The following is a 24,704-nucleotide window of genomic DNA, read 5'->3' as shown; positions in this document are numbered from 1 at the left end:
GACTGCCGCGGCACCGGGCCATGAGCTCCGCCCGCCCTGCAAAGGGTGTCTGCGGAGGGCGGCGCGTAGTATTGGGAGGGATTCTGTCCCTTGCCGTTCTGGAGTAATTCTTGAAACACCTGCGCCGCACCATGCGCGAGCTGCTGCCGCTTCTGCCGTCCAACGCAAGACGGTTCCTCCTTCTCTTCGGCGTACTGTCGGCCGTGCTGGCGCTTCTCGACTCCGCTGCTTTGGGCGTATTCGCGCTCGTGCTCAACCAGATCCTTAAAGGTGGAAGCATGAGCCTTCCTGTCTTCGGATCTGTGAGCCAGGAGTTCGGTCTACTCCTGCTGGTCTCGTCCGCGATGGTCATGATCCTCAAGTCTGTGCTCAACATCTGGCTGCAATGGATCTCCACCCGCAAGTTCGCAGACTATGAACTTGAAATCGGCACGGTTCTCTTTGAAAGCTACATCCGCGCGCCGTGGACGGAACGAATGAAGCGCTCCACTACGGAACTCGTGCGCATGATCGACGTCGGAATCGCTAACACGGTTGCGGGCGTCCTGTTCCCTGCTGTGACTCTTCCGGCGCAAGTGCTGACGTTCGCCTCCGTGCTGGTGGTGCTGATCGGCGCTTCGTGGCAGACCGCGCTCGTTACGGTCATTTATCTCGGCGCGATAGCTGCATTCCTCTATCTCTGGCTCTCGAAAAAATCCTACGAAGCCGGCAAGGTGAACCGGGACGCTGCCATGCGGATGTCCACTCTGGTCTCTGAAATGCTTGGCGCGCTCAAGGAAATTACCCTGCGTGACAAGGCAGACGAAGTCGGCGCCGTTGTCATGCAGAGCCGCGAAAGGGCCGCACGTTCCCGTTCCAACATCAGGTTCATGGGGTCGGTGCCAAAATTCGTGATCGACATGGCGTTGATTGGCGGCTTCCTCCTCATTGGCACTGTCGGTTATCTGATCGGAGGAATCCAGACGGCAATGTCATCTGTGGCGATCTTTGGACTGGCCGGTTTCAAGATGGTCCCGGCTCTTACCCAGATGCAGTCCCAGCTGACACTGGTGCAGTCGACACTGCCCTACACCGAAACGGTCATGGGCGACATCCGCGACGCTGCGGAGTACCGCAAAAACGCAGAGAAGCTCGGCAAGACACCCATCAAGCATGAGCCGAAGATGCTTGAACTGAAGAACGTGGAGTTCACCTATCCAGGGGCCGGTGGGCCTGCCGTTCAGAACATCAACCTTCGGTTGCCGATTGGGTCCTCGGTGGGCGTCGTGGGACAGTCCGGGGCGGGCAAGTCCACGCTCATCGACATCTTCCTTGGCCTACTGACCCCGTCCAAAGGCACCATGACGCTGGACGACGTTCCGCTCGAGGAAGTCCTTTCCGACTGGCGCAAACGCGTTGGCTATGTTCCGCAGGAAGTCGCTATCTTTGACGGATCGGTGGCCCAGAACGTGGCCCTGACATGGGGCAAAGACATCGACGAGGAAAAAGTTCTCAAGGCCTTGGAACGGGCCCAACTCCTGGAAACCATCGAATCGCGCAAGGACGGCATCCACGGCCGCGTCGGTGAGCGCGGGCTCGCTCTCTCGGGTGGCCAGCGCCAACGCCTCGGCATTGCGCGCGCCCTGTACATGAATCCCCTCGTACTCGTGCTTGATGAGGCCACGAGTGCCCTGGACACCGGAACGGAAGCTGCCGTTGCCAAGGCGATCAGCGAACTGCACGGCGAGATGACCGTGATCTCCGTAGCGCACCGCCTCTCGACTATCCGAAACAACGATCTGGTCTGCTTCATGAAAGAAGGAAGCATCGTCTCCCAGGGATCCTTTGACGAAGTCGTGGAACAAAACCCTGACTTCGCCGAGCACGCTGCACTTGCGGGCCTGCACAACCGCGATGGCGACGACTCTGGCGAGGAAGACGCCGGTGACGCCGGACAGAATGCGGCTCAGGAGTTCGTTGCCAAGCAGCCCCTGAGTACGCGCGGCGCTGGGTCCTAAGCACCAGATCAGAAGTACCAACAAGGCCCGGACTCAGCGTCCGGGCCTTCTTGATTCAGCGGTTGCCTCAGCCGGAAACCCGGCGGTAGAGCGCATCCAGCATGGGCACGTATCTGCCGGCATCGTATCTGGGCACAGCCCACCCGCGGCCACCCAGCCGCGCTGACTGGGCGTGCGGGTCGGCGAGCGTTCCGACGATCTGCTCGACAACTTCGTCGACGTTCCCCTCCATCACGGGGGGAACCGTGCCGTCGTCGGGTCGCGGCAGGCGGCTCCCGAGGGCAGCCACCGGCAGGCCGATGCACAGGGCTTCGAATTCGCTGGTGGAGAAGTAATTTGAAGCCTGCCCCACTCCCACCCAGGCGCGGCTGAGCTTCTCGTAATACTCCTGCTGCGGCAGCTTGTCCAACATGGTGACGCCGAGCCGCTGAGCCTGCGATGCACCGGGGCCCCAATTAAGGCCAACGACCTCAGCCTTGCCTTGAAGTGCCCGGCATAGCTCCTCCGCCAGGCCCAGCTGCTGGGTCACGCCCTTGTCGTCGTCCCAGCGTGAGATAAACAGCACTGTGGGTGGTCCCACAGGCGACCACGACGGCAATCCGGCCACATCAACCAGGGACGGAAGGAATTCCGAATCCGGACGGGCCGCGCGTGCGTCGTGCTCGTTGTCGGCGTTCGCGTAAAAGACGTGTGCCGCGCCATCGATGGCCCGCTGGATCTCATCGTGGAAGCTTGGATCCTTCCACTGCCTTCTGATGTCGGTTCCATGCAGGGTGAGGACGTACGGGCGCCGCGGCATTCCGCGTTCCTTAATCAGCCTGACGCTCGTGCCGTAGTGCACGTGCACGACGTCGGCTGCCCGGAGCTTGACGGCCCGCCGTGCAACGTACGGGATGAACCGGGCCTTGGCAAGCAGCGGATTCTTCGGCGCCACTGTCATCGGACGGACCTGCTCCGGCGGCAGGTAGTCCCAGCTGATGCCCGCGCGCGCCGCAGCGCGGACCATGTTCCGCGCCACAAAGGCGCAGTCATTGAACTGAAGAACCTTGGGTTCCGACTTCACAGTTCCCCTCCGAGAGTGTGTGCAATGATGCCTGTAACGCCCGTGGCCTCAGGCACGGGCCAGAGCAGCCGTATATGCGCGGTCGAAGAGCTCCCCCACTGCCTCCGGCGAAAACCGTTCGCGGATGGGACCGGCAATGTCTCCGGCAGGCACATCCTTGAATGCGTCCCGGGCATCCAGGACCGCTCCTCCCAACGTCTCAGGGGACACGTCGTCGACCAGTCTGCTGTTGGAGCCGTCGGCATAGTCGCTGAAGCCGCCCACCCGGGTGGCCACGACAGCGCGGCCCGCCGCCAGTGCCTCTGCGGCCGAAGTGAAGAAGTTTTCCTGGGCAGTGGGAAGAAAGAAGAGGTCGGCGTCAGACAGTTGGCCGGCAACTTCTGCGGGCCTCACCGAGCCTGTCAACGTCACCTGGTCCTCAAGCCCGAGCCTCGCAACCAGGGCCTCACATTCCCCGCGAAGCGGGCCTTCACCCACCCACGTCAGGTGCGCGTCCGTGCCGTGGTCGCGCAGCCAGGCAATGGCCCGCACCGCTTCCAGCGGCCGCTTGCGGGCAATGAGCCCGCCCACGGCAGCGAGGCGGAGCGGCGTACCGAAGGAGGAAGGGACGACGGCGCCGCGGGCTTTGACCACGCACGGCACCACGACGGCGGCGTGGGGGCGCGCAAACCGCTGCATTTCGCGCGTGAGCTGCCCGGTCACACCGGTGACGACGTGGGGCAAACGCAGGACGCCGCGCACCCAGGACAGCTTGGCCCAGAGTGGCGAGACACTGGCCGGGTTCACGACGCCGTTCCAGTGCTCTGTATGGACCCATGCTGGCCGGCGGCCCGTCAGCGCGCGTGCGGCCCACGGCATCATCGTGACGAGGATCGAGGAGAACGCCATGGTGTGGACCACGTCAGCCCAGGCCATTTCCTTGGCCAGCGTCCGGCTGGCAGCCAGGACGGTAGACGGCCGTTTCGGGTCCGCGGCCACCCGCCGCACGGGCGTGCCCTCCCACAGGCCGGAAGACTGCCGCGGCATGGCGAGGGTGGTGCCGAGCCGGACGTGGATCACGCGGACCTCGTGTCCGCGTCCCCGGATGGCTTCCACGTGCTCGGAGTTAAACGGCGCCTCGGTGGGATTTTCGTCATGGGGATACCACGTTGCGACTACAAGGATCTTCATGTGTTCTTTCGACGGAATCGGAGAGTTTTCAGGGGGCGCCGGAGCGTGGAAGCCGTGCTCATCCCGGCGTTACGCGCTAGACCAGCGCCGAGGCGCTCATGAACCTCAGTGGCGCCTCGGGATGCAGGGCGTGCGACAGGCTGCGCGGCAGCCAGGTCTGCGGGCTCGCAAACCGGCGCCGGGCCAATGCCAGCGCCTTCATCACGGCCACGTCCGCCTCTTCGCGGGCCACGGCGTCGAGCAGTCTTCTGTCCGCGAGTGAAAGCGGTCGCGCAGCATGCGGTGCCCGGAACAGCAGTTTCTGCAATTCGCGCGCCATCTCGGCGGCATCGGCCGAACTCCATGTTCCGGCCTCGGCACGCAGCAGGACGTGCCCAAAGATGTGCACCCTGATGATCTTCGTGACAATTGCTTCCCTGGCCCGGTGAGGCAAATCCTCGAACCATCCGGACGTGACCAAGTCGGTTGCGAATGCCAAGTCCTCTGCCACGGGGCGCGGCGTGTGGGTGACACGGAGGGCAGCGTCGGCGTGCACCAGGTATCGCGGGAGGCCGCGGCCGTAGCTGATGTTCGCGCCCGAAAACCACAGCTTCGCCGAAAACGACTGGTCCTCGCCGGTGGCGTAGCGGGTCGGAAATGTGAGTCCCAGCCGGCGCACGAGCGAAAGCCGCAACAGTCCGAGCGGCGCTGTCCGGTACGTCAGGCGGTCGGCCACTGGATCGAGCCGGGCGTGGCGGGTGCGCCTCACCACAGGCGTACGAATGGGACCACCGCCGGCGTGGCCCATGGGGGCTATCAGCACGTCGGCGTGGTCGCGCTCAGCAGCTTCAATCCACCGTGCCAGCGCGCCCGGCTCGACGGAATCATCGCTGCCCATGATGGCCACCCACGTGCCGGATGATTCGGCGATGCCGTGGTTGAAGGGGCCCGCGGGGCTCTTGATGCCGTCCACGTAGTGGTGAAAACGCACGAGGCTCCGGTGTTCGGGATCAACACGCTTTCGGATCGGATCCACATCCGTGTTGTGGCAAACCACGTTGATCCGCAGCCGCCGCTGCGCACCGGGAGCCGTGGGCAGACCACCGTCGACCAGCGACGCAACGGCGCGCCCCACGGGCCGGTCGGGGGTATGTACGGCGATCACCAGGTCGAGCAGCACTGAGTCCTGTATTTCGTTGTCCACCCAGTAAGGTTATCGCGGGACCCATGAAACCCTGCCGAGGAGCACGCACCCCCATGAGCCAGAGCATCGAAGTAGTCATCCCTGTCCATGATCTGGAGCGGCCCTTCGTTCGCGCGGTCCGGTCCGTGCTCGACCAGGCTCCCGGGCTTGCGGAGCTCGGGGTGGCCCTGGGAACGACGGTTGTGCTGCACAACATCGGAGGGGCCGGCGCTCCGGACCTGACGCAGGAAGGCCTCGCTTCCGACGGCGTCACCTGGCTTCGGTGCGACGACGGCATCCCCTCCCCTGCCGGTCCCCGCAACCTCGCCTTGGACGAAAGCACGGCAACGTACCTCTGCTTCCTCGATTCCGACGACTACCTTGAGCCCGGATCGCTGGCGGCCTGGTGGACGGCTGCGCAGGCCGCTGGCGCTTCCGCCGTCATCGCGCCATTGCGCACCCCTGAGGGCACCATCCTTCCGTCTCCCCGGATCCGGCCCTCCAAGCCGGCGGTTTTGGATCCGCTTAAGGACGGCCTCGCGTACCGAAGTGTTCCCTACGGCCTGCTGCGGCGCTCTGCCCTGTCAGCAGTCGGGTTCCGGTATGCCGAAGGCCTGCGCACCGGCGAAGACATCGAAACCACCCTCAAGCTGTGGTTCCGCGCCGGCGCCGTCTGCTACCCCTACGGAGCGGCCGCGTACCACCAGACCGATGACTCCGGGGCCGGCCGCGTTACCAGCTCTATTAGCCCGTTGGCAGATGAATTCCGCTGGCTCGAGCGTCTCCTCACCTCTGGTTGGCTCCGCGCCGCGACCGTTTCCGAGCGCCGGGCCGTGGCGTTGAAAATCCTGCGCGTCCATGGCATCGGCGCCCTGGTCCGGCGGGGCTCAGCGGCTGCTGACGCTCAAGGCAGGGCTCTGTGGGACGACGCTGAACGCAGCTATTGGGCTGACGTCTCCGACCGGCTGCTGGCCTTCGCAGGCGGGTCACTGCCGGCGCTGAGCCGCCGCGACGCTGACCTGGCCCGCGCCGCCGCAAAGGCGGCGGATGTCCCGGCACTGCGTGCCGCCGTCGAACATCACAGGAATGCCGGCAGAAGCGGCGATCTTGTCACCGCCAAGCCGCTGGCTGTCCTGTCACGCGACTCTGTCGTGAGGCACTATCTGGCTGAACGCCTCCGGGCGAAAGCGGGCGTCTTCAGGGTTTCCTGATGGCCGCAGCCGCCGTCGGAACCGGTGGCCGGGCCGACGCCGATGCGGGTCCCGGTGCCCGCCCGGAGCCCACGCGGGCGGAAATATGGACGGCCTGCCTCTAAACTTGAATCCATGCGAATTCTCAGCGTCGTTGGCGCACGTCCCCAGTTTGTGAAACTTGCACCGATAGCGGCGGCGATGGCCGGACAGGCCGAACACCTGATCGCCCACACGGGCCAGCACTATGACGAGCTCATGAGCGATGTGTTCTTCCGCGATCTCGGCATCCCGGCACCGGATTTCAATCTTGGCGTCGGCTCCGGCAAGCACGGTGCCCAGACAGGTGCCATGCTGCACGGCCTGGAAGGCATCCTTGAGGAGTCAGCCCCGGACTGTGTCCTGGTTTATGGCGACACCAACTCAACCCTCGCGGCGGCCATCGCGGCCATCAAGATGCACATCCCCGTTGCCCACCTGGAGGCCGGGCTCCGGTCCTTCAACCGCCGGATGCCGGAAGAGCACAACCGCGTCCTGACGGACCACAGCGCTGACCTCCTGCTTGCACCCACCGAGGTGGCGGTGAAGCACCTCGCCACGGAAGGCCTCGCGGAGCGGACGGTACTTGTCGGCGACGTCATGACCGACGTGCTTTTCAAGGTCCGCGACATGCTCGACGCCACCGAGCAGCCCCTGCCCGTCGATGCAGCGCCGGGCGAATACTACGTCTGCACCATCCACCGGCCCGACAACACCGATTCTCCTGAGCGACTGGGAGCCATCATCGAGTCCCTGGCCAGCTTGGAAAAGCCGGTCTTCGTGCTGGCCCACCCGCGGCTCGTCAGCCTGGCGGCCAAGCACGGCCTCGATCTGGAGCAGGGTTCCGTCCGGGTTGCTGCACCGCTGGCCTACCCGCAGCTGGTCCATGCCGTCCGGAACAGCGCCGGCGTGATCACCGATTCCGGCGGACTCCAGAAGGAAGCCTTCCTGCTCCGCACCCCCTGCACCACCATCCGTCCGGAAACCGAATGGGTGGAGACGGTCGAACTGGGCTGGAACGTCCTGGTCAGCGAGGACCTGAGCATCCTGGCAGACACTGTCCGCCGTCCCGCGCCGCCCGCAACCGACGCCACGCCCTACGGCGACGGCCACGCCGCCGAGCGTACGGTCGCGGCGCTGATCGAGGCGTTCGGCAGCTAGGTTCCCTGGGCCCCGCCCATGGAAAAGGCCTCCGGAACGGCAGCTGACAGGCTGCCTCTCCGGAGGCCTTTCGCGTGGGTTCTGGTCCCGCTTGCGGTAGAAAGCTATTTGGCGGCGGCGGCCGGGTCGCAGGCCACCACTTTGAACAGCTTGGCCGCTCCCTCCTGGTCCACCAGTTCCACGGCCTTGGAGGCATCCAGGTTCTGCAGTCCCGGGAACGTGCGGCTGGACGGATGGTTCAACAGGTACTGCTTGCCGAAGTCGAGCGCGTACGAAACCTTCGTCTCCCGCACGGCATCGCACACAGCCGGCGACGAGTCCGCCTTGGAGAGCGAGTCCGCGATGACACGTTCACTCTTTGATTCCCGCTGACCCATGTGGAACTCAAGGACCTTCCGGTCCGCAAATGCATAGGCCAGCGCCCCGCCGTTCCAGGGGTTGACTGCGATGACAGCATCCTCCGGAACCCGGGAATCGATACGGGCCAGCAGCTTGTACTCGTCCGAGGAAAGGATCGAATCCTTGGTGTCGCGCTCATAGAAAATATGGTTGGACGCGACATAGTCGCGGACGGGGCCGGTCTGGGTGGCCCAGGCGAGAACCACGCAGGCGATGACCATGCCGGCGAGGCCGGGAAGAAGGGCTCCGCGGCCCTTCATCAGGGCGCTCCCCCGCAGCCGCGGCGTCAGGCGCTCGAAAGCTCCCGTGGCCCAGTCCGCAAGGACCAGGACACCCAGGGCAGCGAGCACGACGCTGAAGATGGGCACGTACGCGGCCAGCCGGTACGTGTCCTGGTACCAGGTTCCCGTGAAGAATGCCCTGGCCCACCCCGCCTCGAAACCGGCGTCCACAACGTAGAGGAATCCAGCGACGAAAAAGCAGCCAAACAGCCAGAACTGGGACCGCTGGCGGACGATTCGGGCCAGTCCGATCAAAGCCAGAATGGAGATCGCCATGGTAACGTCGGTTTTCATCGGCGCATTCGCGACGACTTCACCAATGGCTCCGGCCACCGTCTGATGGGCGGTCCAGCCGTTGTAGGCTGCCGGCCTGAGTTTGTCCCAGATGACCAGTGCAAGTGCAATCCCGGCTGCCGTTGCCACTGCGGTGACGGCGAACCTCCCAGGAGAAGCCTTGGCGCGGACCATCGTCCGGACGTGCAGTGCCAGCCTCCACAGCACGATGGGGACGCCGAAGGCAAGCAGTGCGTTGATGGCGCTCATGTGGGACAGCGCCAGTCCGGGAAGTGCAAGCACGAGTACGAGCCAGCTCCGGACCGGGACGTCCTGCAACGTGGGCGCCAGCCGGCAGACAAGGACCACTGCGGCAACACCGGCCGGCAACACAGCGACCGAGAGCAGGTTGGGGAACAGCGGTCCCCACACGAGCAGGAGGTAGGGGAAGGCAAGGAACCCGGCCGATATGACGCCGGCCGCCAGCAGGCCGATCGGCCGCGGTCCAAGAACCACCCGCGTCAGGAACACCACCGATATTGGCCAGATCACCGCCGAGGCCACCAGATTCACCGCATTGACTGATACCGGCACGGATGCGCCCGTCAACTGGGCCACGAGTGCGGCCAGCGAGTGCCACACGGCGGGGTACACCGAGGACAGACCTCCTGTTCCCCCTGCCATGCTTCCCAGGTTCAACGTGGAGGCGTTGCCCGTGTCCAGCACGAAGCGGACAGCGTTCAAATGAAAGACATTGTCATAGCGCTGGGAAATGTTGTCCGGAACCCCGACCAGCTGGACGTACCGGCGCGCAATCAGAAAGGCGCCGGCAGCAATACCAATCGCTACCGTTGCCAGCACGGTCCACTTTTCCTGGGTATCATCCGTCGGCGTCCGGCGGGGTCGGGCCCAGCGCGTCCGCATGATGGCCCATGCAGCGGCGGAAGCCACCAGGGTGGTCGCAATAACAGCCCAGATGCTCCAGCCCACGTGGACAAACGGGGCGAGAATAGCGCCGATGCCCGCAATGGACAGCGACAGGGCCGGTGCAAAACCGAGAAGGCTGGTCCGCCGGAAGCCCAGCGCCCATCCCAGGGCTGCGCCCGGGAGGAGCACCACTGCTACCGCGATGAACAGGGCCGGCAGCGACGTCAGCCAGGACACATTTCCTCCAAGATTGGGTTATGTAGGTACACGGTCCGTCCGAATTCGTCCGGTCCGCAGAAAAACGGTGGGTCAGTTCCCGGCCGGCCAAGCATGGGCCTCGGCCGGCGGTCCTGACCCGGATCTATCGGTTCCGGAGCCTGCTGATGACTTCGTCAACGGGGCCGTCCATGACCACCGAGCCATGTTCAAGCATCACTCCGCGTTCGCAGACGTGGGACACCAGATCCAGGTCATGGCTGACGACAATCAGGGTCTTCCCCGCGGCGGCCAGCTCCTTGATCTTCGCAAGGCACTTCTTCTGGAACGGCTCGTCGCCTACGGCCAGGATCTCGTCAACGAGGAACACGTCCGGGTCCGTGTGGACTGCAACGGAAAACGCCAGCCGAAGGTACATGCCGGAGGAATAGAACTTCACTTCGGTGTCGATGAATTCGCCAATCTCGGCAAACTCAACAATCGAGTCGAACTTTTCCTTGATCTGCGCTTCCGTCATGCCGAGGATCGCGCCGTTCAGGTAGACGTTGTCCCGTCCTGACAGGTCAGGATGGAATCCCGCACCTACCTCAATCAGCCCTGCCACCCGGCCACCGGTGCGGACTGTGCCCGAATCGGGCAGCATGACCCCGGAAATGTGCTTGAGCAGCGTCGATTTGCCGGAACCGTTGAGGCCCAGGAGCGCCACTGTCTCACCGTGTTCGACGTCGATCGAAAGGTCCCTGAGGGCATGGAACTTTTTGGAGAGGTCGCCCTTGCGTCCCCGGATCAGCCACACGAGTGCTTCCTTGAGTGATCTGGTGTGGCGCAGGACAAACTGCTTGTTGATGTTGCGTATTTCTATGGCGGTGGTCATGTCACAGCTCCTGCGCGAAACGGCCTTCGAGCCTGCGGAAGGTCCACTGGCCGAGGAACAGAATGAGCAGGGACACGAGCAGGCCCACCGGGATCCAGACGGTGACCAGGTTGGGCGGGCTGCCCTCCGCCCCCGCCGTGGTGGGAAGCCAGAACGCGTGGTGAAACGACTCGACGGCGATCGTGATGGGGTTGAGCTGGTACACGGAGAACCAGAAGTCCCCCGCCTTGGCCTGGACCATCCGCCAGGAATACAGCACAGGCGAAACCCAGGTGGCAACCATCAGCAGCAGGTCGACGAAATTCTCCGAGTCCCGGAAATAGACGTTCACGGCCCCGAAAAAGAGCCCCAGGCCCGTGGCGAGGAGGGCAATGATCAGGAACCCCGCAACGGCTGTGTACGCCTCGAGAAGGCCCGGCCGCCACCCACTGAACAGGCAAGCGACCACCAGCACGAACGCCTGCGGCAGGAAATGCACCGCCGACACCCAAACCGACGAGACCGGAAACAGCTCGCGGGGCAGGTAGATCTTGTTGATCAGGCCACTGTTGTTGACGATCGAGCGGGTGGCAGTGCTCAGGGACTCCGTGAAGAAGTTCACCATGATGATCCCGGAGAACAGGTAGACGGCGTAATTCGGCAAGCCGCCCCTGTTTGTCGGGCTCTGCTCGAGGCCAAGGAAAACGCCCAGCGCCAGGTAGAAGGCAACAAACTGCACGCCAGGCTTGACGTAGGTCCAGAGCAGTCCGAGGACGGATCCGCGGTAGCGGATCCTGAGCTCCTTGCGGACCAGGAGTTTCAGAAGGAACCTGGACCGGAAAACGTCGGCAAGACCGTTCCCGGTTCCCGGAACGACCAGGGCGCGGTCAGCGCCCTGGCGTGTCGGGGATGTACGTCCGTTCGTCACTTATTGGGCTTCTGCTGTTCAGGGCTGGAGTCGGACATGGACTCAAAGGTCTTCGTCCAGGCTTCGGGTGACGTGAACTCACTGAGTCCACCCTTGTATGCCGCCGAGAGTTCGTCCCAGCGCGCCAGGACCCTTGCGTGCAGCGTCATGCTCCGCAGCAGCTGCTTGCGGAAACGGACGTTGTCCCGGCGGTACCAGGATGCGCCGGTTCCGTCGGAAGCAGAGACGATGGCCGAGTCCAGGTGCGACAGCCGCCACCAGCGCGCGTCTGCCGCAGGCACGACTGCTTCGGGGTGCTGGGAGGCCTCCGGGTTTACGCCTCGCAGCTGGCGAACAGCACCGGAAAGCGCACTGGACACTGTCTGAACGATGTTCTTGGGCCGCGTCGGGACCATGCCGAACTTGGGCAGGTGCACGCGCTTGACGGCGGGGAACTCGGTGATGTCCTTGGTGACCTGGGCGTCCGGGAAGCCCGAACGGACCTGGCGGATTTCCGGAAGCTTGCCGCCGATGGTCCGGTGCAGGTGCGAAGGCCCGTCGAGCAGGTCCTGGAGGGCGCGGTTGCGGAGCTCCACGGCCGAGTACTGCAGCGAGAGCAGGTGGCGGACGTCCTGCAGGAAGCTTTCGACCGGCAGCCGTCCGCCCTTCTCGTACTGTGAGTACAGCAAGGCCGCCACCCACCGGTTCCGCTGGTGGAAGTACGCCTGCCAGTCAATGGTGTCGTCCTTCTCCGTCCACGGCATATGCCACACGGCTGCTCCGGGCAGGCTCACGGTGGTGTATCCGTTGGCCTTGGCGCGGATGCCGTATTCGACGTCGTCCCACTTGATGAAGACGGGGAGGGCGAGCCCGATCTCCTTGATGATCGAGGTCGGGATCAGGCACATCCACCAGCCGTTGTAGTCGACGTCGATCCGCCGGTGCATCCAGGGCGTGGTCCGGAGGTTGCTGGCAGCGAAGTCGTGGGCTATCTGCCCCTCGCCGATCGGTTCGTACTGGAACCGGTACTCGTTGATGCCTTCACCAAAGTTGTGGATCACCGATCGCTCAAACAGGTTGAACATGTGGCCGCCCACAATGGTGGCGCTCCGCGTGAAGTCTGCAAAGTTGACGGCACGCAGCACGCCCTCGGTCTCCACCACGACGTCATCATCCAGGAGCATCACATACTTGCTCTGGCCGTCCTGTACTGACTCGTGCATTCCGCGGGCGAACCCGCCGGAGCCTCCAAGGTTTCCCTGTTCAATCAGCTTGAACTTGTCGCCGAGCACAGCGGCGGCTTCCTCGAAGCCCTGCTCGTCCCTGACCTTCTGGTTACCCTGGTCGGTGACGATGAGCCGGTCCATGACCGCGAGCAGGTCTTCTGATTCGGCGAACGTCCGCAGGTGCTTGACGCAGTAATCCGGACGGTTGAACGTGGTGACCGCGATGGAAAGCGTGCCAGGGCTGAAGCCTTCCGGTTCCGGAACCGCCCAGTCAGCCTGCTGCAGGGTCACGTCGTCGCCGTGGGCGACGAGGTCGAACCAGTACCAGCCGCCGTCGGCGAAGGTGGTCAGCGACAGTTCACACGTCGCGGTGGCCCCTCCCGTGACATGCATGCTTTGAACGCGGTTGGAACTTCCGCGGGGGCTGGACTTGTACACAATGACCGTTGCCTCGGCATCCACCTCAATGCTGAGCCGGACTTTCTGCACGTCCGTGTGGGCTCGCCAGTAGCTGGCGGGGAATGCGTTGAAGTACGTTCCAAACGAGACCCTGCGGTGGGCCGGCAGCGACAGCCGGCGGCGGCCGAGGATGAAGTCCGAACGGACCTGGCTGCGCTGAGTGGCGATAGGCGTGGCTCCGCCGCGCTTGGAGGTCGACTCCTGGCCGTCGACGACACGGCGCGCGGCATCGAAGTCAACGTACAGGGGCAGGGTGTCCGTGTCGCCGTCGACCGGGAAAACCACCCGGTGAACTGTCTTCCAGACGGTATCGTCTGTGGCCGATTCGGCTCCCTGCCGGAACTCTGTCGCTACGCTCATGCGTCTACTCCTCCGCTTTCCAGCTTCGCACCGCCGCTGAAGTGCGGCTTGATCTTGTTGTCAAACATGCTCAGGGCCGATCCAATGGCCATGTGCATGTCGAGGTACTTGTACGTCCCCAGCCGTCCGCCGAACAGCACGGAATCTTCACCGCGGGCCAGGTCCCGGTAGGCCAGCAGCTTCGAACGGTCGACGGCGGTGTTCACCGGGTAATAGGGTTCGTCGCCCTTCTCCGCAAAACGGGAGAACTCCCGCATGATCACCGTGGCGTCCTTGGTGTAGTCGCGTTCGGGGTGGAAGTGCCGGAATTCGTGGATTCGTGTGTAGGGGACTTCCTCGTCCGGGTAGTTCATCACTGCGCAGCCCTGGAAGTCCTCCACGGGCAGGACCTCTTCCTCAAGGTCGATGGTGCGCCAGGAGAGGTCACCTTCGGCGTAGTTGAAGTACCGGTCCACCGGTCCCGTGTAAATGACGGGGACCTGGCCACGCACAGAAGCCTGGCCGAATTCCCCGCCGTCGAAGAAATCAGTGTTGAGGTGAACCTCGATGTTCGGGTGATCGGCCATGCGCTCGATCCACGCCGTGTAGCCGTCAACCGGGAGACCTTCATACGAGTCGTTGAAGTAGCGGTTGTCGTAGTTGTAGCGGACGGGAAGGCGGGAAATGATCTCCGCCGGCAGGTCCTTGGGGTCCGTCTGCCACTGTTTGCCGGTGTAGTACTTGATGAACGCCTCATAGAGGGGCCGGCCGATCAGCTGGATGCCCTTGTCGTTCAGGTTCTGCGGATCAGTGCCCGCAAGCTCCCCTGCCTGCTCCTGGATCAGCGCCCTGGCTTCCGCGGGTCCCATGGACGCGCGGAAAAACTGGTTGATGGTGCCAAGGTTGATGGGCATCTGGTACACCTCGCCCTTATGGCTGGTGTACACCTTGTGCTGGTAGTTGGTGAAGGCCGTGAAGCGGTTCACGTACTCCCAGACCCGTTCGTTCGAGGTGTGGAAGAGGTGGGCGCCGTAGCGGTGGACCTCAATGCCGGTCTTGGGTTCATTTTCGCTGTATGCATTGCCACCGATATGGTGACGGCGGTCCAGGACTGCAACCTTAAGCCCAAGCTCCGTGGCGGCGCGTTCCGCGATTGTCAGGCCAAAAAAACCTGAACCGACTACGACGAGATCAGCGTTCACAACTCTCCTGTGTTCTTTGGTGGCAGGGTTAGACAGCCCTATCTGCCGGGTCTAGACTACCCGAAGTTAAAAATTGTCCCGCATTCCGGGGCTCCTGCAGAGTGCCTGTCCGGGACAGACCGAGCGGGTGCAGCAGGGCGAAATTGCTGCACCTGGCTGCTCCACCGAGGTGCACTTTCTCCTCGTGCCCGGACCGTATCCTCAGTCCCCGCTGTTCTCAGTCCCCCACGGTCGCAAGGACTTCCTGCGCGGCATGCTGCCCCGAGGTTTCCAGCGAGGCGTGCTGCTGCACCCAGCCCGCTCTGGCGGCCCGGCCGCCGTCGTCATTTCCTGAGTATTCAGCGGCCAGCACGCGGAGCATGGCCCCGGCGACACTGTCGACGTCGTAACCTGGCGCTTCACCCAGTCCGTTGTCCGCAACCAGGGCAGCGCCCTCTCCGGCGCCAGCGAAGACCACGGGGGTGCCGCATCCGGCGGCGGCGTAGATTTTGGTCGGCTTCGCGAAGTCGTAGCCCTGGCCCGGCTTGATGCTGACCAGGGCTGCCGCAGCGCCGCGGATCCACTGCGCCGCATCCGCCGGAGGAATGACCCCGCCGAAGTGCACGTGTCCGGGAACGGTTTCCGCGGCGAGTTCCCTGAGATGCGGCTCATCGGAACCCTGGCCGAAGAACCGGATGCCCGCACCCGGGTGCTCAGCCAGAACGGCAGGCAGCGCCCGGATAAAGACGTCCGCGCCCTGCCACTCCGACATGGTCCCCGTGTAGACGAAATACGGTGCCTGGGTTTCCGCTGAATCCCCGGCCGGCCCGAAGACCGAAGTGTCGATGCCGTTCCCGACGACGGCCACGCGGTCCGCGTGGACGCCGAACTGCCGGACCTTTTCGGCCACGGCGTCCGAGATCGCAATCACCTTGGCGGCCCTGCGCAGTGCAAAGCCCTCGGCCGCGCGCATCACCCGGATGACGACGCCCGGAACATCCGTTGCTGACAGGGCCTCGGTCCAGACATCCGCCGCGTAGTAGACGAACGGACGACGTCGCAGCGCCGAACTCAGGGCAACCACCACGCCCGTCGTGGGGGGCGGTTCGGACACGACGACGTCGGCATTGGTGAAAAGCAGCCGAAAGAAGGCCGGCACGTCGAAACTCATGTACTGGACATAGCCGCGCACGTTGCCGCCGGCATCCCGCAGCACCGGCCAGCGGGAAAGCCTGTACTGCGGGCTGAAGGCCGGGGAGCCCTTGGGCGGCCTGGTGGTCACGACGCTGACTTCCGCGCCGTTTGCCCTCAGGCCATCCACCAGCGCCTGCAGCCTGAAGGATGCCGCCCCCACCTCCGGGGTGAAGAGGCGTGAGGCTACGGCGACCTTCGGGGGTTTCTTAGCAGTCACGAATTGGCAATCTTCACGATCTGCCGGCTCGTTGCGGACTCCAGGACTGCCTCGGCAACCCTGAGGGTATCCAGCCCCTCCTGCATGGTGACCACGTCACTGCGCAGGCCAAGGACGGCGTCGCGGAAGGCTTCGTGTTCGGTCCGCAGCGGCTCGGGCTTGGCGATGGCGAGGCGCGTGACGTTGCCTTCGGAGACTCCGCGGAACGCCGCCATGGACTCCCACTCTGTGGCAACCGTGCCGTTTTCGAAGAACGTCAGGTCGGCGGTGATGGTGTCAGCCACGAAGGCGCCCTTCTCACCGGTGACAATGGTCAGGCGCTCCTTCATCGGGGAGAGCCAGTTGACCAGGTGGTTGGTGATGACGCCGTTCCTGAGCTGCCCGGTGGCCGCGACCATGTCCTCATGCGGACGGCCGCTGCGGGTGGTGGTGCGGGCGAAAATCGACTCGAACCGGCTCTGCGCGAGCCAGGCTGTGAGGTCGATGTCGTGCGTGCCAAGGTCCTTGACCACGCCGACGTCGGCGATCCGGGCGGGGAACGGCCCCTGACGCCGGGTCGCAATCTGGTAGACATCGCCGAGCTCGCCGGCTTCAATGCGCTTGCGCAGCGACTGCAGGGCAGGGTTGAACCGCTCGATGTGGCCAACAGCCCCCACGAGGCCCTTTGCCGCGAAGGCGTCGACGAGACGCTGCCCGGCCTCGGCGCTGTCGGCGATGGGCTTTTCAACGAGCGTGTGGACGCCGGCCTCGGCCAGAGCCAGCCCTACTTCCTCGTGCAGGCCGGTGGGTACGGCCACGACGGCCATGTCGATGCCGGCTGCAATGAGTTCCTCAACGGAAGAGAGCAAGTCCAGCTGGCCTGCGACACCGTGAGGATCCCCGAAGGAGTCCGCGACAGCCACGAGGTCGACGCCGTCGAGTTCCCGCACCACGCGGGCATGGTGACGGCCCATCATGCCCAGCCCGATCAGGCCAACGCGAAGGTTTGCCATCAGGCACCTGCCTGGACAAGCTTGTTGACCGCCGTGACGATGCGTTCCAGGTCACCCTGACCCAATGAGGGGTGCACCGGCAGGGAGAGTACTTCCTTGGCCGCGGTTTCAGTGTTGGGCAGGTCTTCCGTGCGGTTGAACGACGGGAGGCGGTGGTTCGGGACCGGGTAGTACACGCCGGTACCGATGTTGTACTCCTCGCGCAGGGCCTTGGCCAGTCCGTCGCGGTCCTCGGTGACCCGGATCGTGTACTGGTGGTAAACGTGGGATGCGCCCTCGGCGACCTTGGGCGTGCCAACACCCTGCAGGTTCTCGGTGAGGAAAGCAGCGTTCTGCTGGCGCTGTTCAGTCCAACCCAGGACCTTCTTGAGCTGGACCCGTCCGATGGAGGCGTGCAGGTCAGTCATCCGGGCATTGAAGCCGATAAGTTCGTTTTCGTACTGCTTTTCCATGCCCTGGTTCCGCAGGAGACGCAGGTTCCGTTCGACCGTTGCGTCGGGGGTGGAGACCATGCCGCCCTCACCGGAGGTCATGTTCTTGGTGGGGTAAAGGCTGAACATGGCAAATTTGCCGAACGTTCCCACCATCTGGCCGTTAAAGCTGGCGCCGTGAGCCTGGGCCGCGTCCTCGTACAGGTCGATGCCACGCTCGGCGGCAAGTTTGGTGAAGCCCTCGACGTCGAACGGGTGGCCGTACAGGTGGACGGGCATGATGCCCTTGGTCTTGTCCGTGATGAGCGAGGCAACGTGGTCAACGTCGAGCGTGTAGTGGTCCAGTTCGATGTCGGCGAACACCGGAGTGGCACCCGTGAGCGCAACAGAGTTGCCGGTCGCGGCAAAGGTGAACGAGGGAACGATGACTTCATCGCCGGCGCCAACCCCGGAGGCCAGGAGCCCCAGGTGGAGCCCGGAGGTGCCTGAGTTGACGGCTACCGAGGAACGGCCATCGAGAAGGACCGCAGAAAATTCCTTCTCAAACTCCGCGACCTGCGTGCCCTGGGCGAGCATGCCGGTGGCCAGAACAGCGTCGACGGCGGCCCGCTCGTCGTCGCCGATGATCGGCTTCGCGGCGGGGATAAAGTCGTAGCTCATGCGTTCTCCTCAGATTCTTTCAGGGAATTTCCGTCTTCAATGTACTTGGCGCCGGTGGCGGGGCAGACCCAGAAGTCGCCCTCCTGCCGCAGCGGTTGGCCGGCCTTGCCGACCCAACCGAGTCGGCGGGCCGGAACGCCCGCCACGAGGGCGAACGCGGGAACATCCTTGGTGACGACGGCACCGGCCGCCACCGTCGCCCAGCGGCCGACTGTCAGGGGGGCCACGCACACGGCGCGGGCACCGATCGAGGCGCCGTCCTCTATGGTCACGCCCACCGGCGTCCAGTCGTGGGCGCTCTTAAGCGAGCCGTCAGGGCTGACCGACCGCGGGTAGGTGTCGTTGGTCAGCACCACCGCCGGTCCGATGAAAACGCCCTTGCCCAGCCGTGCGGGTTCGTAGACCAGGGCGTAGTTCTGGATCTTCGTGTTGGCGCCGATCTGCACACCGGTGCCGACGTAGGCACCGCGCCCTACGATGCAGTTTTCACCAAGATTCGCCTGCTCGCGGACCTGGGCAAGGTGCCATACCTTCGTGCCGTCGCCGAGGATGGCCTGATCCGAAACATCAGCGCTCGGAGCAATGGTCGTCGTCATAGTTTGGTTCCTTTCAAAAGGTGCTGACGCTGAGGCCCGGCAGGGCCGCAGCAGCAAGTCAGTGTCAGGCCTTGCCAATGACGCGGTAGGTGACCCCGTCCCAGCGGTCAGCAGAGCTCACGCGGCGGCCGTCGATGAAGGCCTTGATGCCGGGCAGGTCCGCGGGTGTCAGTTCCCGGTACTCGGCGTGGTCTGCCTGGACGACGGCTGCATCAACGGGCTCGCCGACGTGGTAGGCCGCGAAGCCGAGCTTGTCCAGTTCCGCATCCGTGTACAGGGGGTCATGAACCGACACGGCAGCGCCGCGCTTCTCGAGGGAAGCCACGGCATCGAAGACACCGGAGAACGCCGTCTCCTTGACGCCGCCGCGGTAGGCCGCGCCCAAAACGACAACCCGGGCGCCGGTCAGGTCGCCGTAGGCACCTTCAAGGAGGCCCACAGTGTAGTCGGGCATGTCGGCATTGGCAGCACGGGCGGCCCGCACCACGGTGGCCTCCGGGTCGTTCCAGAGGTAAAGGCGCGGGTACACCGGGATGCAGTGGCCGCCTACCGCGATGCCCGGCTGGTGGATGTGGCTGTATGGCTGGGAGTTGGATGCTTCGATGACCTGGTAGATGTCGATGCCGGCTGTGGCCGCGAAGCGGGCAAACTGGTTGGCGAGCCCGATGTTGACGTCGCGGTACGTGGTCTCGGCCAGCTTCGCCAGCTCGGAGGCCTCCGCCGAGCCCAGGTCCCAGACGCCGTTTGGACGGCGGAGGTCAGGACGCTCATCGAAGTCCAGGACGGCCTCGTAGAACGCGACGGCCTTGGCCGCACCCGCCGCGGACAGACCGCCGACGAGCTTGGGGTACTTGCGCAGATCCTCGAACACGCGGCCGGTCAGGACACGCTCGGGGGAAAAGACGAGGTGGAAATCCGTGCCCTCGACGAGGCCGGAGCCCGCCTCGAGCGCAGGCTTCCACCGTGTGCGGGTGATCCCGACCGGGAGGGTTGTTTCGTAGGAGACGAGGGTGCCCGGGGTCAGGTGCTTGGCCAGTTCAGCCGTTGCGCTGTCCATCCAGCCAAAGTCAGGCTTTGCTTCCGCGTCGACGAACAGCGGCACCACGAGCACCACAGCATCGGCGCCGGGGACAGCTTCGGCGTAGTCGGTGGTGGCGCGGAGCTTGCCTGCCGGCACGAGTTCAGAGAGTTTCTCCTGCAGGTGGGCCTCACCGGGGAACGGTTCGGTTCCGGCGTTAATGAGGTCAACGACCTGCTGATTTACATCGACGCCGACAACGTCATGGCCTTTGGAAGCAAACTGGACCGCCAGCGGCAGCCCGATTTTCCCCAACGCAATTACAGCAATCTTCACGATTCTGATGCCTTTTCTCTCATGACTGGCAGGGAGGAGCCACACGGCGACCCCCCGGTTTTGCCTTAACACTATCCGCTGACCTGACGGAACGCCGACTCGGCTAAGGACCGCCACAGGGGTTCAGGCGGTCGCCCGGCCAGGCGTGGCTGGTTATCCACATACGCACATTCATCAGGGCGGTTCCTGCGGCAGCCGCATTAGCGTGGTCCCAAGTTGCCCTCAAGAACGGAGAGCCGGCCGGTGACCCTGCACTGCACTCTGGTCCGCGGACCCGGATCCGGGCTGGCCGACGCACCCGTGGAACTGACGGTTTCGGCCGGGGACGGATGCCCGGGATCCGAACTGGACCATGAACTTTCCCTCGGGTTTGCGACCCGGATGCTGACGGTGGACGGCCTGCCGCTCACGGCCCTGACCGTTGGACAGGTTCCCCTTGTCAATGGCGCGGTCCTGGTCGACGGGGCCATTGAGGCCGGAAGACCACGGAGGCGGACACCCGAGGAGGTCCCAGCAGTCCTGCTGTTGGCCGTTCACAGCGGCCCGGGCGCCGGAACGGTGCTTCCACTGCGACGGGGAAGCTACCGGATTGGGCGGACCGACACGGAGCTGACCATCCCGGATGCGGACCTGTCCCGGGAACACGCACGGATCGATGTCTCGGACACGGCCCTGACGATTGAGGATCTCGACAGCGCGAACGGGACTGAAGTGGACGGCACACGCGTCAGGAATGCCGTCATCTCGACCGGTTCGCTCATCCGCTGCGGAAATTCCACCATGTCCGTTGTGGTGGCCAGCAGTTCTGGCTCCCGGAGCTCCGGATTCAGCGCCGCTGGGCTGTCGGTGGCAGAGCCTTTGACGGTGCCGCGGCCGGCGCGGCAGGAAAACCGGACCACATTGTTTCTCAGCGCCGGGCTCCCCCTTCTTGCCGGGGTCGGACTCGCTCTGTTGACCGGTATGTGGATGTTTCTGGCGTTCACAGCAGTCTCGGCAGTGACACTTCTGGTCCCCTTGATCACGGGCCGGAGGCACCGGCGCGAAATGCGGTCGGCCGTTGCAGCAGCGTCGGCAACGGACAAGGAACGACGACGGCGGTCAGCTCCGTCGGCTGCCCATCTGGCTTTGGACGCCTCAGGTTCGGGAAAACACGATGAGATTCCGGACGCCGCCGGCGTCTGGCTCCGGCTCGGGCTGGCCGAACAGGTAGCAAACGTCCGCCTGGAGCCCGACGATCCGGAGTTCCGGCCGCCGCCGCTTGGACGTGTTCCACTCGTGCTGGATCCGGGGATTCCGATCGTCTCGATTCGGGGATCGGACACGGACGTCCTCGGCTTGATGCGCTCGTTTCTCATGCAGCTCAGCGGATATCCGCAGGCCCGGGGAACTCAGATTGCGGTCTGCGGGCCGGTCGCAGCCCTGCCCCTGGCGGCCAGGTATCTTCCGGCCGTCACGTTGCATGCGGCCGCCGGCGAGATCGAGGTGGTCCTTGCCGGTTCCCGCCTCGACGGAGGAGCTGCAGGAATCCTGTTGGTCACTGGGACAAAGTGCCAGGACAGGGTAGCTGAGACCGCACGGCGTCGCGGCTGGCGCGTCATCAGGTTCACGGGTTCCGGAGGCGGACCTTCAGCCACCGACATTGAACTGGGTGAACGCCAGGCCTGGTTTCGGTCCCGTGGCGCAATCCAACCCTTCGTCGCCGATCTGGTGCCCCCTGACGTCTTCGACCGATACTGCAGGCAGTTCGTAAAAGGCAGGGGCGGCGCCCCGGCTGCCCGTCCCTCAGTTCCGGCGGCATGTCCGCTTAGTGACCTCCTTGACCCGTCAACCGACGCCACAGCGCGGCGCTGGGCCAGAGGAAGACTCGCGCCGGGCCTTGCCATCCCCATCGGACTTGGCGCCGGCGGTCCCCGGCTGCTGGATCTTGAGGCTGACGGTCCGCATGTGCTCGTGGCAGGCACCACCGGCTCCGGCAAGTCAGAGCTGCTGCGGAGCCTCACTGTGGCACTGGCCCTCAGCTATCCGCCGGACCGCGTCAACCTCCTCTTTTTCGACTTCAAGGGCGGGTCAGGACTGGGCCCCATGACCGCACTCCCCCACTGCGTGGGCATGCTTACGGACCTTACGAGGAGCGAACTTGACCGCACCATGGCGTCGCTGCGCGCGGAAGTCCGCTACCGGGAGCAACTCCTCGCGAGAGTCCAGGCACCGGACCTCCGCGCTTATCGACTGTCCGGAACACCTGGCCTACCTCCTCTCCCTCAGCTGGTCCTTATCATCGATGAGTTCAGGATGCTGGTGGAAGACGCGCCGGAGAGCCTGAACGAACTGATGCGGATCGCCACCATCGGCCGGTCCTTGGGCGTCCATCTGATTATGGCTACCCAGCGTCCGCAGGGTGCGCTCAACGCTGACATCCGCGCCAACGTCACCACCAGCATTGCCCTCCGTGTCCAGTCCGCCCACGAGTCGGCTGACGTCATAGGAATCAGCGCTGCTGCCACGATTTCCGTAGAAGCACCAGGCCGGGCCTACCTTGCTCGGGGAACACAGGCCCCGGAAGAGTTCCAGGGGGCAGCGCTCTCCCTTTCCCCATCCCCGGGCCTTCGGCAGGGCAGGGTCATTGTGCGCCGCACCAGCGATGAACTCGGGAGGACGGCATCCCGTACCGCTGACCGTCGCGGCCCCGCGCCGCTCACGCCGGCAGCCGCCGTCAGGCCCCTGATCGAGTTGACAGCGTCGCTGTGGACAGCGGCGGGCGGCACCGTCCGCAGCCCGGTCGCTCCACCACTGCCGGATGCACCCACCTTCCCGCGCCGCCCCCGAACGGGAAGTGACACTGCATTCGGCCCTTCCCCGGCAGACGTCCGTTCGGCCTCATCCGCGCCGCCGGCTTCCTCCGGTAGGCAAGATGATGGCTGCTGCGTGGAGCTCGGCTGGCTTGACCTGCCCCACGAACAGAGGGTCGCCACGCTCTGGTGGCGCCCTGCAAACGACGGCCACCTCGCTTTGATCGCCGGCACGTCAGGCGATGCGACCGACGCGATGACGCTGGCTCTGGGGCAGCTGGCGACGCAGCCGGCAGAATCCCACCTCTACGTCCTGGACGCCGACGGCTCCCTGTCCGGCCTGGTTTCCTCGAGCCGGGCCGGGGCCGTCGTCGGCCTCCACGAACTGCGCCGTGGAGTCCGAGTGCTGGAACGGCTGGGCAGTGAGATGTCCCGCCGGCTTAGCGGGGCGGCAGCGGCGCAGGCCACTCCCCTGGTCCTCGCGATTTCAGGGTGGGGTTCCTGGGTTTCCGCCATGCGCGCCGGTCCGCTGATGTGGGCCGAAGAGCTGGTCCAGGACATTGTGCGCGACGGACACCGCGCCGCCATCACCGTCCTCATTTCGGGAGACCGTGAACTGGTTACCTCGCGTTTCATCTCCGCCGTTCCCAACCGCGTGTACTTTCCTAGGGGTACCAGCGAAGAGAGCCGGTTCGCGTGGCCCAAAATGTCCGAAGTTCCGGCGGTCGCCGGCCGCGCCGTGGCCTTCGGGTCCTTGTCCGGCAGCCACCCTGCGGTGTGCCAGTTCCATGCCGGCGATGGCCAGGGCAGCATCGCCGGAGCGGCCCAGGCTCCGTTACGCAGCATTCCTTTCAGAGTGGAACCCTTGCCTACTCAGGTTCCGCTGGCGAATCTCCTCATGCTGATCGGTCGAACACAAGCCGTGCCTGCTCCGGACACTCTCCATCCGGCGGACGCGGCGGATGAACGTGGCCACCGAAACCGACGGCTGTACATAGGTGTGGGCGGCGATGAGCTGACCCCCGTCGCGGTCCGCCTGCCCGCCGGCGGCGTCCTCGCCGTTGTGGGCGGCGTGGGGACTGGCAAGACCTCGTTGCTGGGTGCTCTTCCCGCCCTGAACCCATCGGCGGCGGGCTGGCTGCACCCGGACCTGCACCCGGACCCGGACCCGGACCCCAGCGCAGCAGACTTCTGGGCACAAATCCACCGGGAAGCGGTCCAAGGACGTCTGGCCAGGGATGCGGTCCTGCTCGTCGACGACGCGGATCTGCTGTCCGTCTCCACGAACCAGCAGCTTCTCGAACTGAACACCCTCGGCTGGGCCGTCGTTCTGTCCGCGGGCTTTGGGCAGGCCCTGATGCAGCGAGTCCCCCTCGCCATGGCCGCACGCAATCATGGGAGCGGGATCCTCATCGCGCCGCGGAGCCCGATGGACGGAGACCTCTTTGGCATTAGGTTCGAGCTGGAACCCAATCCGCCCCCGGGCCGGGCAGTCCTTCTTGCGGACGGCAGGGCAATGCCCGTTCAGCTCGCTTGCAGCCAGCCGGGCGCCCTCAAAACGCAGACGCAGGATCTACTGGCACGAGCCCGGCCGACGCCGAACGCCGATAATCCCGAGCCCGGCTGAC

At 64.9% G+C, this 24,704-nt stretch carries 17 protein-coding genes; 4 read left to right on the top strand and 13 right to left on the bottom strand.

The genetic code is table 11. The annotated features are described in order from the left end of the window. Nucleotides 1–110 precede the first annotated feature (110 nt). A complete protein-coding gene (locus AC1D14_RS01100) occupies nucleotides 111–1,997 on the top strand; it encodes an ABC transporter ATP-binding protein (protein ID WP_476967938.1) in 1,887 nt (628 codons plus the stop codon). A gap of 67 nt (nucleotides 1,998–2,064) precedes the next feature. On the opposite strand, the gene AC1D14_RS01095 is transcribed toward AC1D14_RS01100, so the two are convergent. From AC1D14_RS01095 to AC1D14_RS01085, 3 genes are all read right to left on the bottom strand, one after another. Beyond that, a complete protein-coding gene (locus tag AC1D14_RS01095) occupies nucleotides 2,065–3,060 on the bottom strand; it encodes a glycosyltransferase family protein (RefSeq protein WP_476967937.1) in 996 nt (331 codons plus the stop codon). Nucleotides 3,061–3,108: 48 nt separating this feature from the next. Next, entirely contained in the window at nucleotides 3,109–4,230 is a 1,122-nt protein-coding gene (locus AC1D14_RS01090) for a glycosyltransferase (RefSeq protein WP_476967936.1), read from the bottom strand. 76 nt (nucleotides 4,231–4,306) lie between these two features. Next, nucleotides 4,307–5,413, bottom strand: coding sequence for a glycosyltransferase family A protein (locus tag AC1D14_RS01085; RefSeq protein WP_476967935.1), 1,107 nt, complete (start codon nucleotides 5,411–5,413; stop codon nucleotides 4,307–4,309). Between the two features lie 53 nt (nucleotides 5,414–5,466). Between AC1D14_RS01085 and AC1D14_RS01080 the strand changes: the two genes are divergently transcribed. After that, nucleotides 5,467–6,603, top strand: coding sequence for a glycosyltransferase family 2 protein (locus AC1D14_RS01080; protein ID WP_476967934.1), 1,137 nt, complete (start codon nucleotides 5,467–5,469; stop codon nucleotides 6,601–6,603). A gap of 114 nt (nucleotides 6,604–6,717) precedes the next feature. Further along, a complete protein-coding gene (gene wecB, locus AC1D14_RS01075; protein ID WP_476874629.1) occupies nucleotides 6,718–7,782 on the top strand; it encodes a non-hydrolyzing UDP-N-acetylglucosamine 2-epimerase in 1,065 nt (354 codons plus the stop codon). A 104-nt stretch (nucleotides 7,783–7,886) separates the two neighbouring features. Here the strand turns inward: wecB and AC1D14_RS01070 are convergent, their stop codons facing one another. The 10 genes from AC1D14_RS01070 to AC1D14_RS01025 form a co-directional block, all read right to left on the bottom strand. Further along, nucleotides 7,887–9,899, bottom strand: a complete 2,013-nt coding sequence (locus tag AC1D14_RS01070; protein ID WP_476967933.1) for a DUF6541 family protein — start codon at nucleotides 9,897–9,899, stop codon at nucleotides 7,887–7,889. A gap of 124 nt (nucleotides 9,900–10,023) precedes the next feature. Further along, nucleotides 10,024–10,752 (bottom strand): ABC transporter ATP-binding protein, encoded by a 729-nt coding sequence (locus AC1D14_RS01065; RefSeq protein WP_230116988.1) that lies wholly within the window; start codon nucleotides 10,750–10,752, stop codon nucleotides 10,024–10,026. Nucleotide 10,753: 1 nt separating this feature from the next. Further along, nucleotides 10,754–11,659: an ABC transporter permease gene (locus AC1D14_RS01060; protein ID WP_230116989.1), complete on the bottom strand. Its 906-nt coding sequence runs from the start codon at nucleotides 11,657–11,659 to the stop codon at nucleotides 10,754–10,756. Continuing rightward, complete coding sequence (locus AC1D14_RS01055) at nucleotides 11,656–13,683, bottom strand: glycosyltransferase (protein ID WP_230116990.1); 2,028 nt, start codon at nucleotides 13,681–13,683, stop codon at nucleotides 11,656–11,658. The genes AC1D14_RS01060 and AC1D14_RS01055 overlap by 4 nt, the downstream gene beginning before the upstream one ends. Next, entirely contained in the window at nucleotides 13,680–14,864 is a 1,185-nt protein-coding gene (glf, locus tag AC1D14_RS01050; RefSeq protein WP_230116991.1) for a UDP-galactopyranose mutase, read from the bottom strand. The genes AC1D14_RS01055 and glf overlap by 4 nt, the downstream gene beginning before the upstream one ends. A gap of 217 nt (nucleotides 14,865–15,081) precedes the next feature. Further along, entirely contained in the window at nucleotides 15,082–16,254 is a 1,173-nt protein-coding gene (locus AC1D14_RS01045; RefSeq protein WP_476967932.1) for a glycosyltransferase family 4 protein, read from the bottom strand. Next, a complete protein-coding gene (locus AC1D14_RS01040; RefSeq protein ID WP_230116994.1) occupies nucleotides 16,251–17,246 on the bottom strand; it encodes a Gfo/Idh/MocA family protein in 996 nt (331 codons plus the stop codon). Before AC1D14_RS01040 ends, AC1D14_RS01045 begins: the two co-directional genes overlap by 4 nt. Beyond that, nucleotides 17,246–18,337 carry a DegT/DnrJ/EryC1/StrS family aminotransferase gene (locus tag AC1D14_RS01035; protein ID WP_230116995.1) on the bottom strand — a complete coding sequence of 364 codons (1,092 nt, stop codon included), beginning with the start codon at nucleotides 18,335–18,337 and terminating at the stop codon, nucleotides 17,246–17,248. Before AC1D14_RS01035 ends, AC1D14_RS01040 begins: the two co-directional genes overlap by 1 nt. Beyond that, nucleotides 18,334–18,933 (bottom strand): acyltransferase, encoded by a 600-nt coding sequence (locus tag AC1D14_RS01030; RefSeq protein ID WP_230116996.1) that lies wholly within the window; start codon nucleotides 18,931–18,933, stop codon nucleotides 18,334–18,336. The genes AC1D14_RS01035 and AC1D14_RS01030 overlap by 4 nt, the downstream gene beginning before the upstream one ends. A 64-nt stretch (nucleotides 18,934–18,997) precedes the next feature. Further along, complete coding sequence (locus tag AC1D14_RS01025; RefSeq protein WP_230116997.1) at nucleotides 18,998–20,287, bottom strand: nucleotide sugar dehydrogenase; 1,290 nt, start codon at nucleotides 20,285–20,287, stop codon at nucleotides 18,998–19,000. 243 nt (nucleotides 20,288–20,530) lie between these two features. Between AC1D14_RS01025 and AC1D14_RS01020 the strand changes: the two genes are divergently transcribed. Then, nucleotides 20,531–24,703: an FtsK/SpoIIIE domain-containing protein gene (locus AC1D14_RS01020; protein ID WP_476967931.1), complete on the top strand. Its 4,173-nt coding sequence runs from the start codon at nucleotides 20,531–20,533 to the stop codon at nucleotides 24,701–24,703. Nucleotide 24,704 lies beyond the last annotated feature (1 nt).

This window comes from Arthrobacter sp. P1_B11 (genome assembly GCF_056406715.1).
This window is presented reverse-complemented; position numbering and strand designations above follow the sequence as displayed.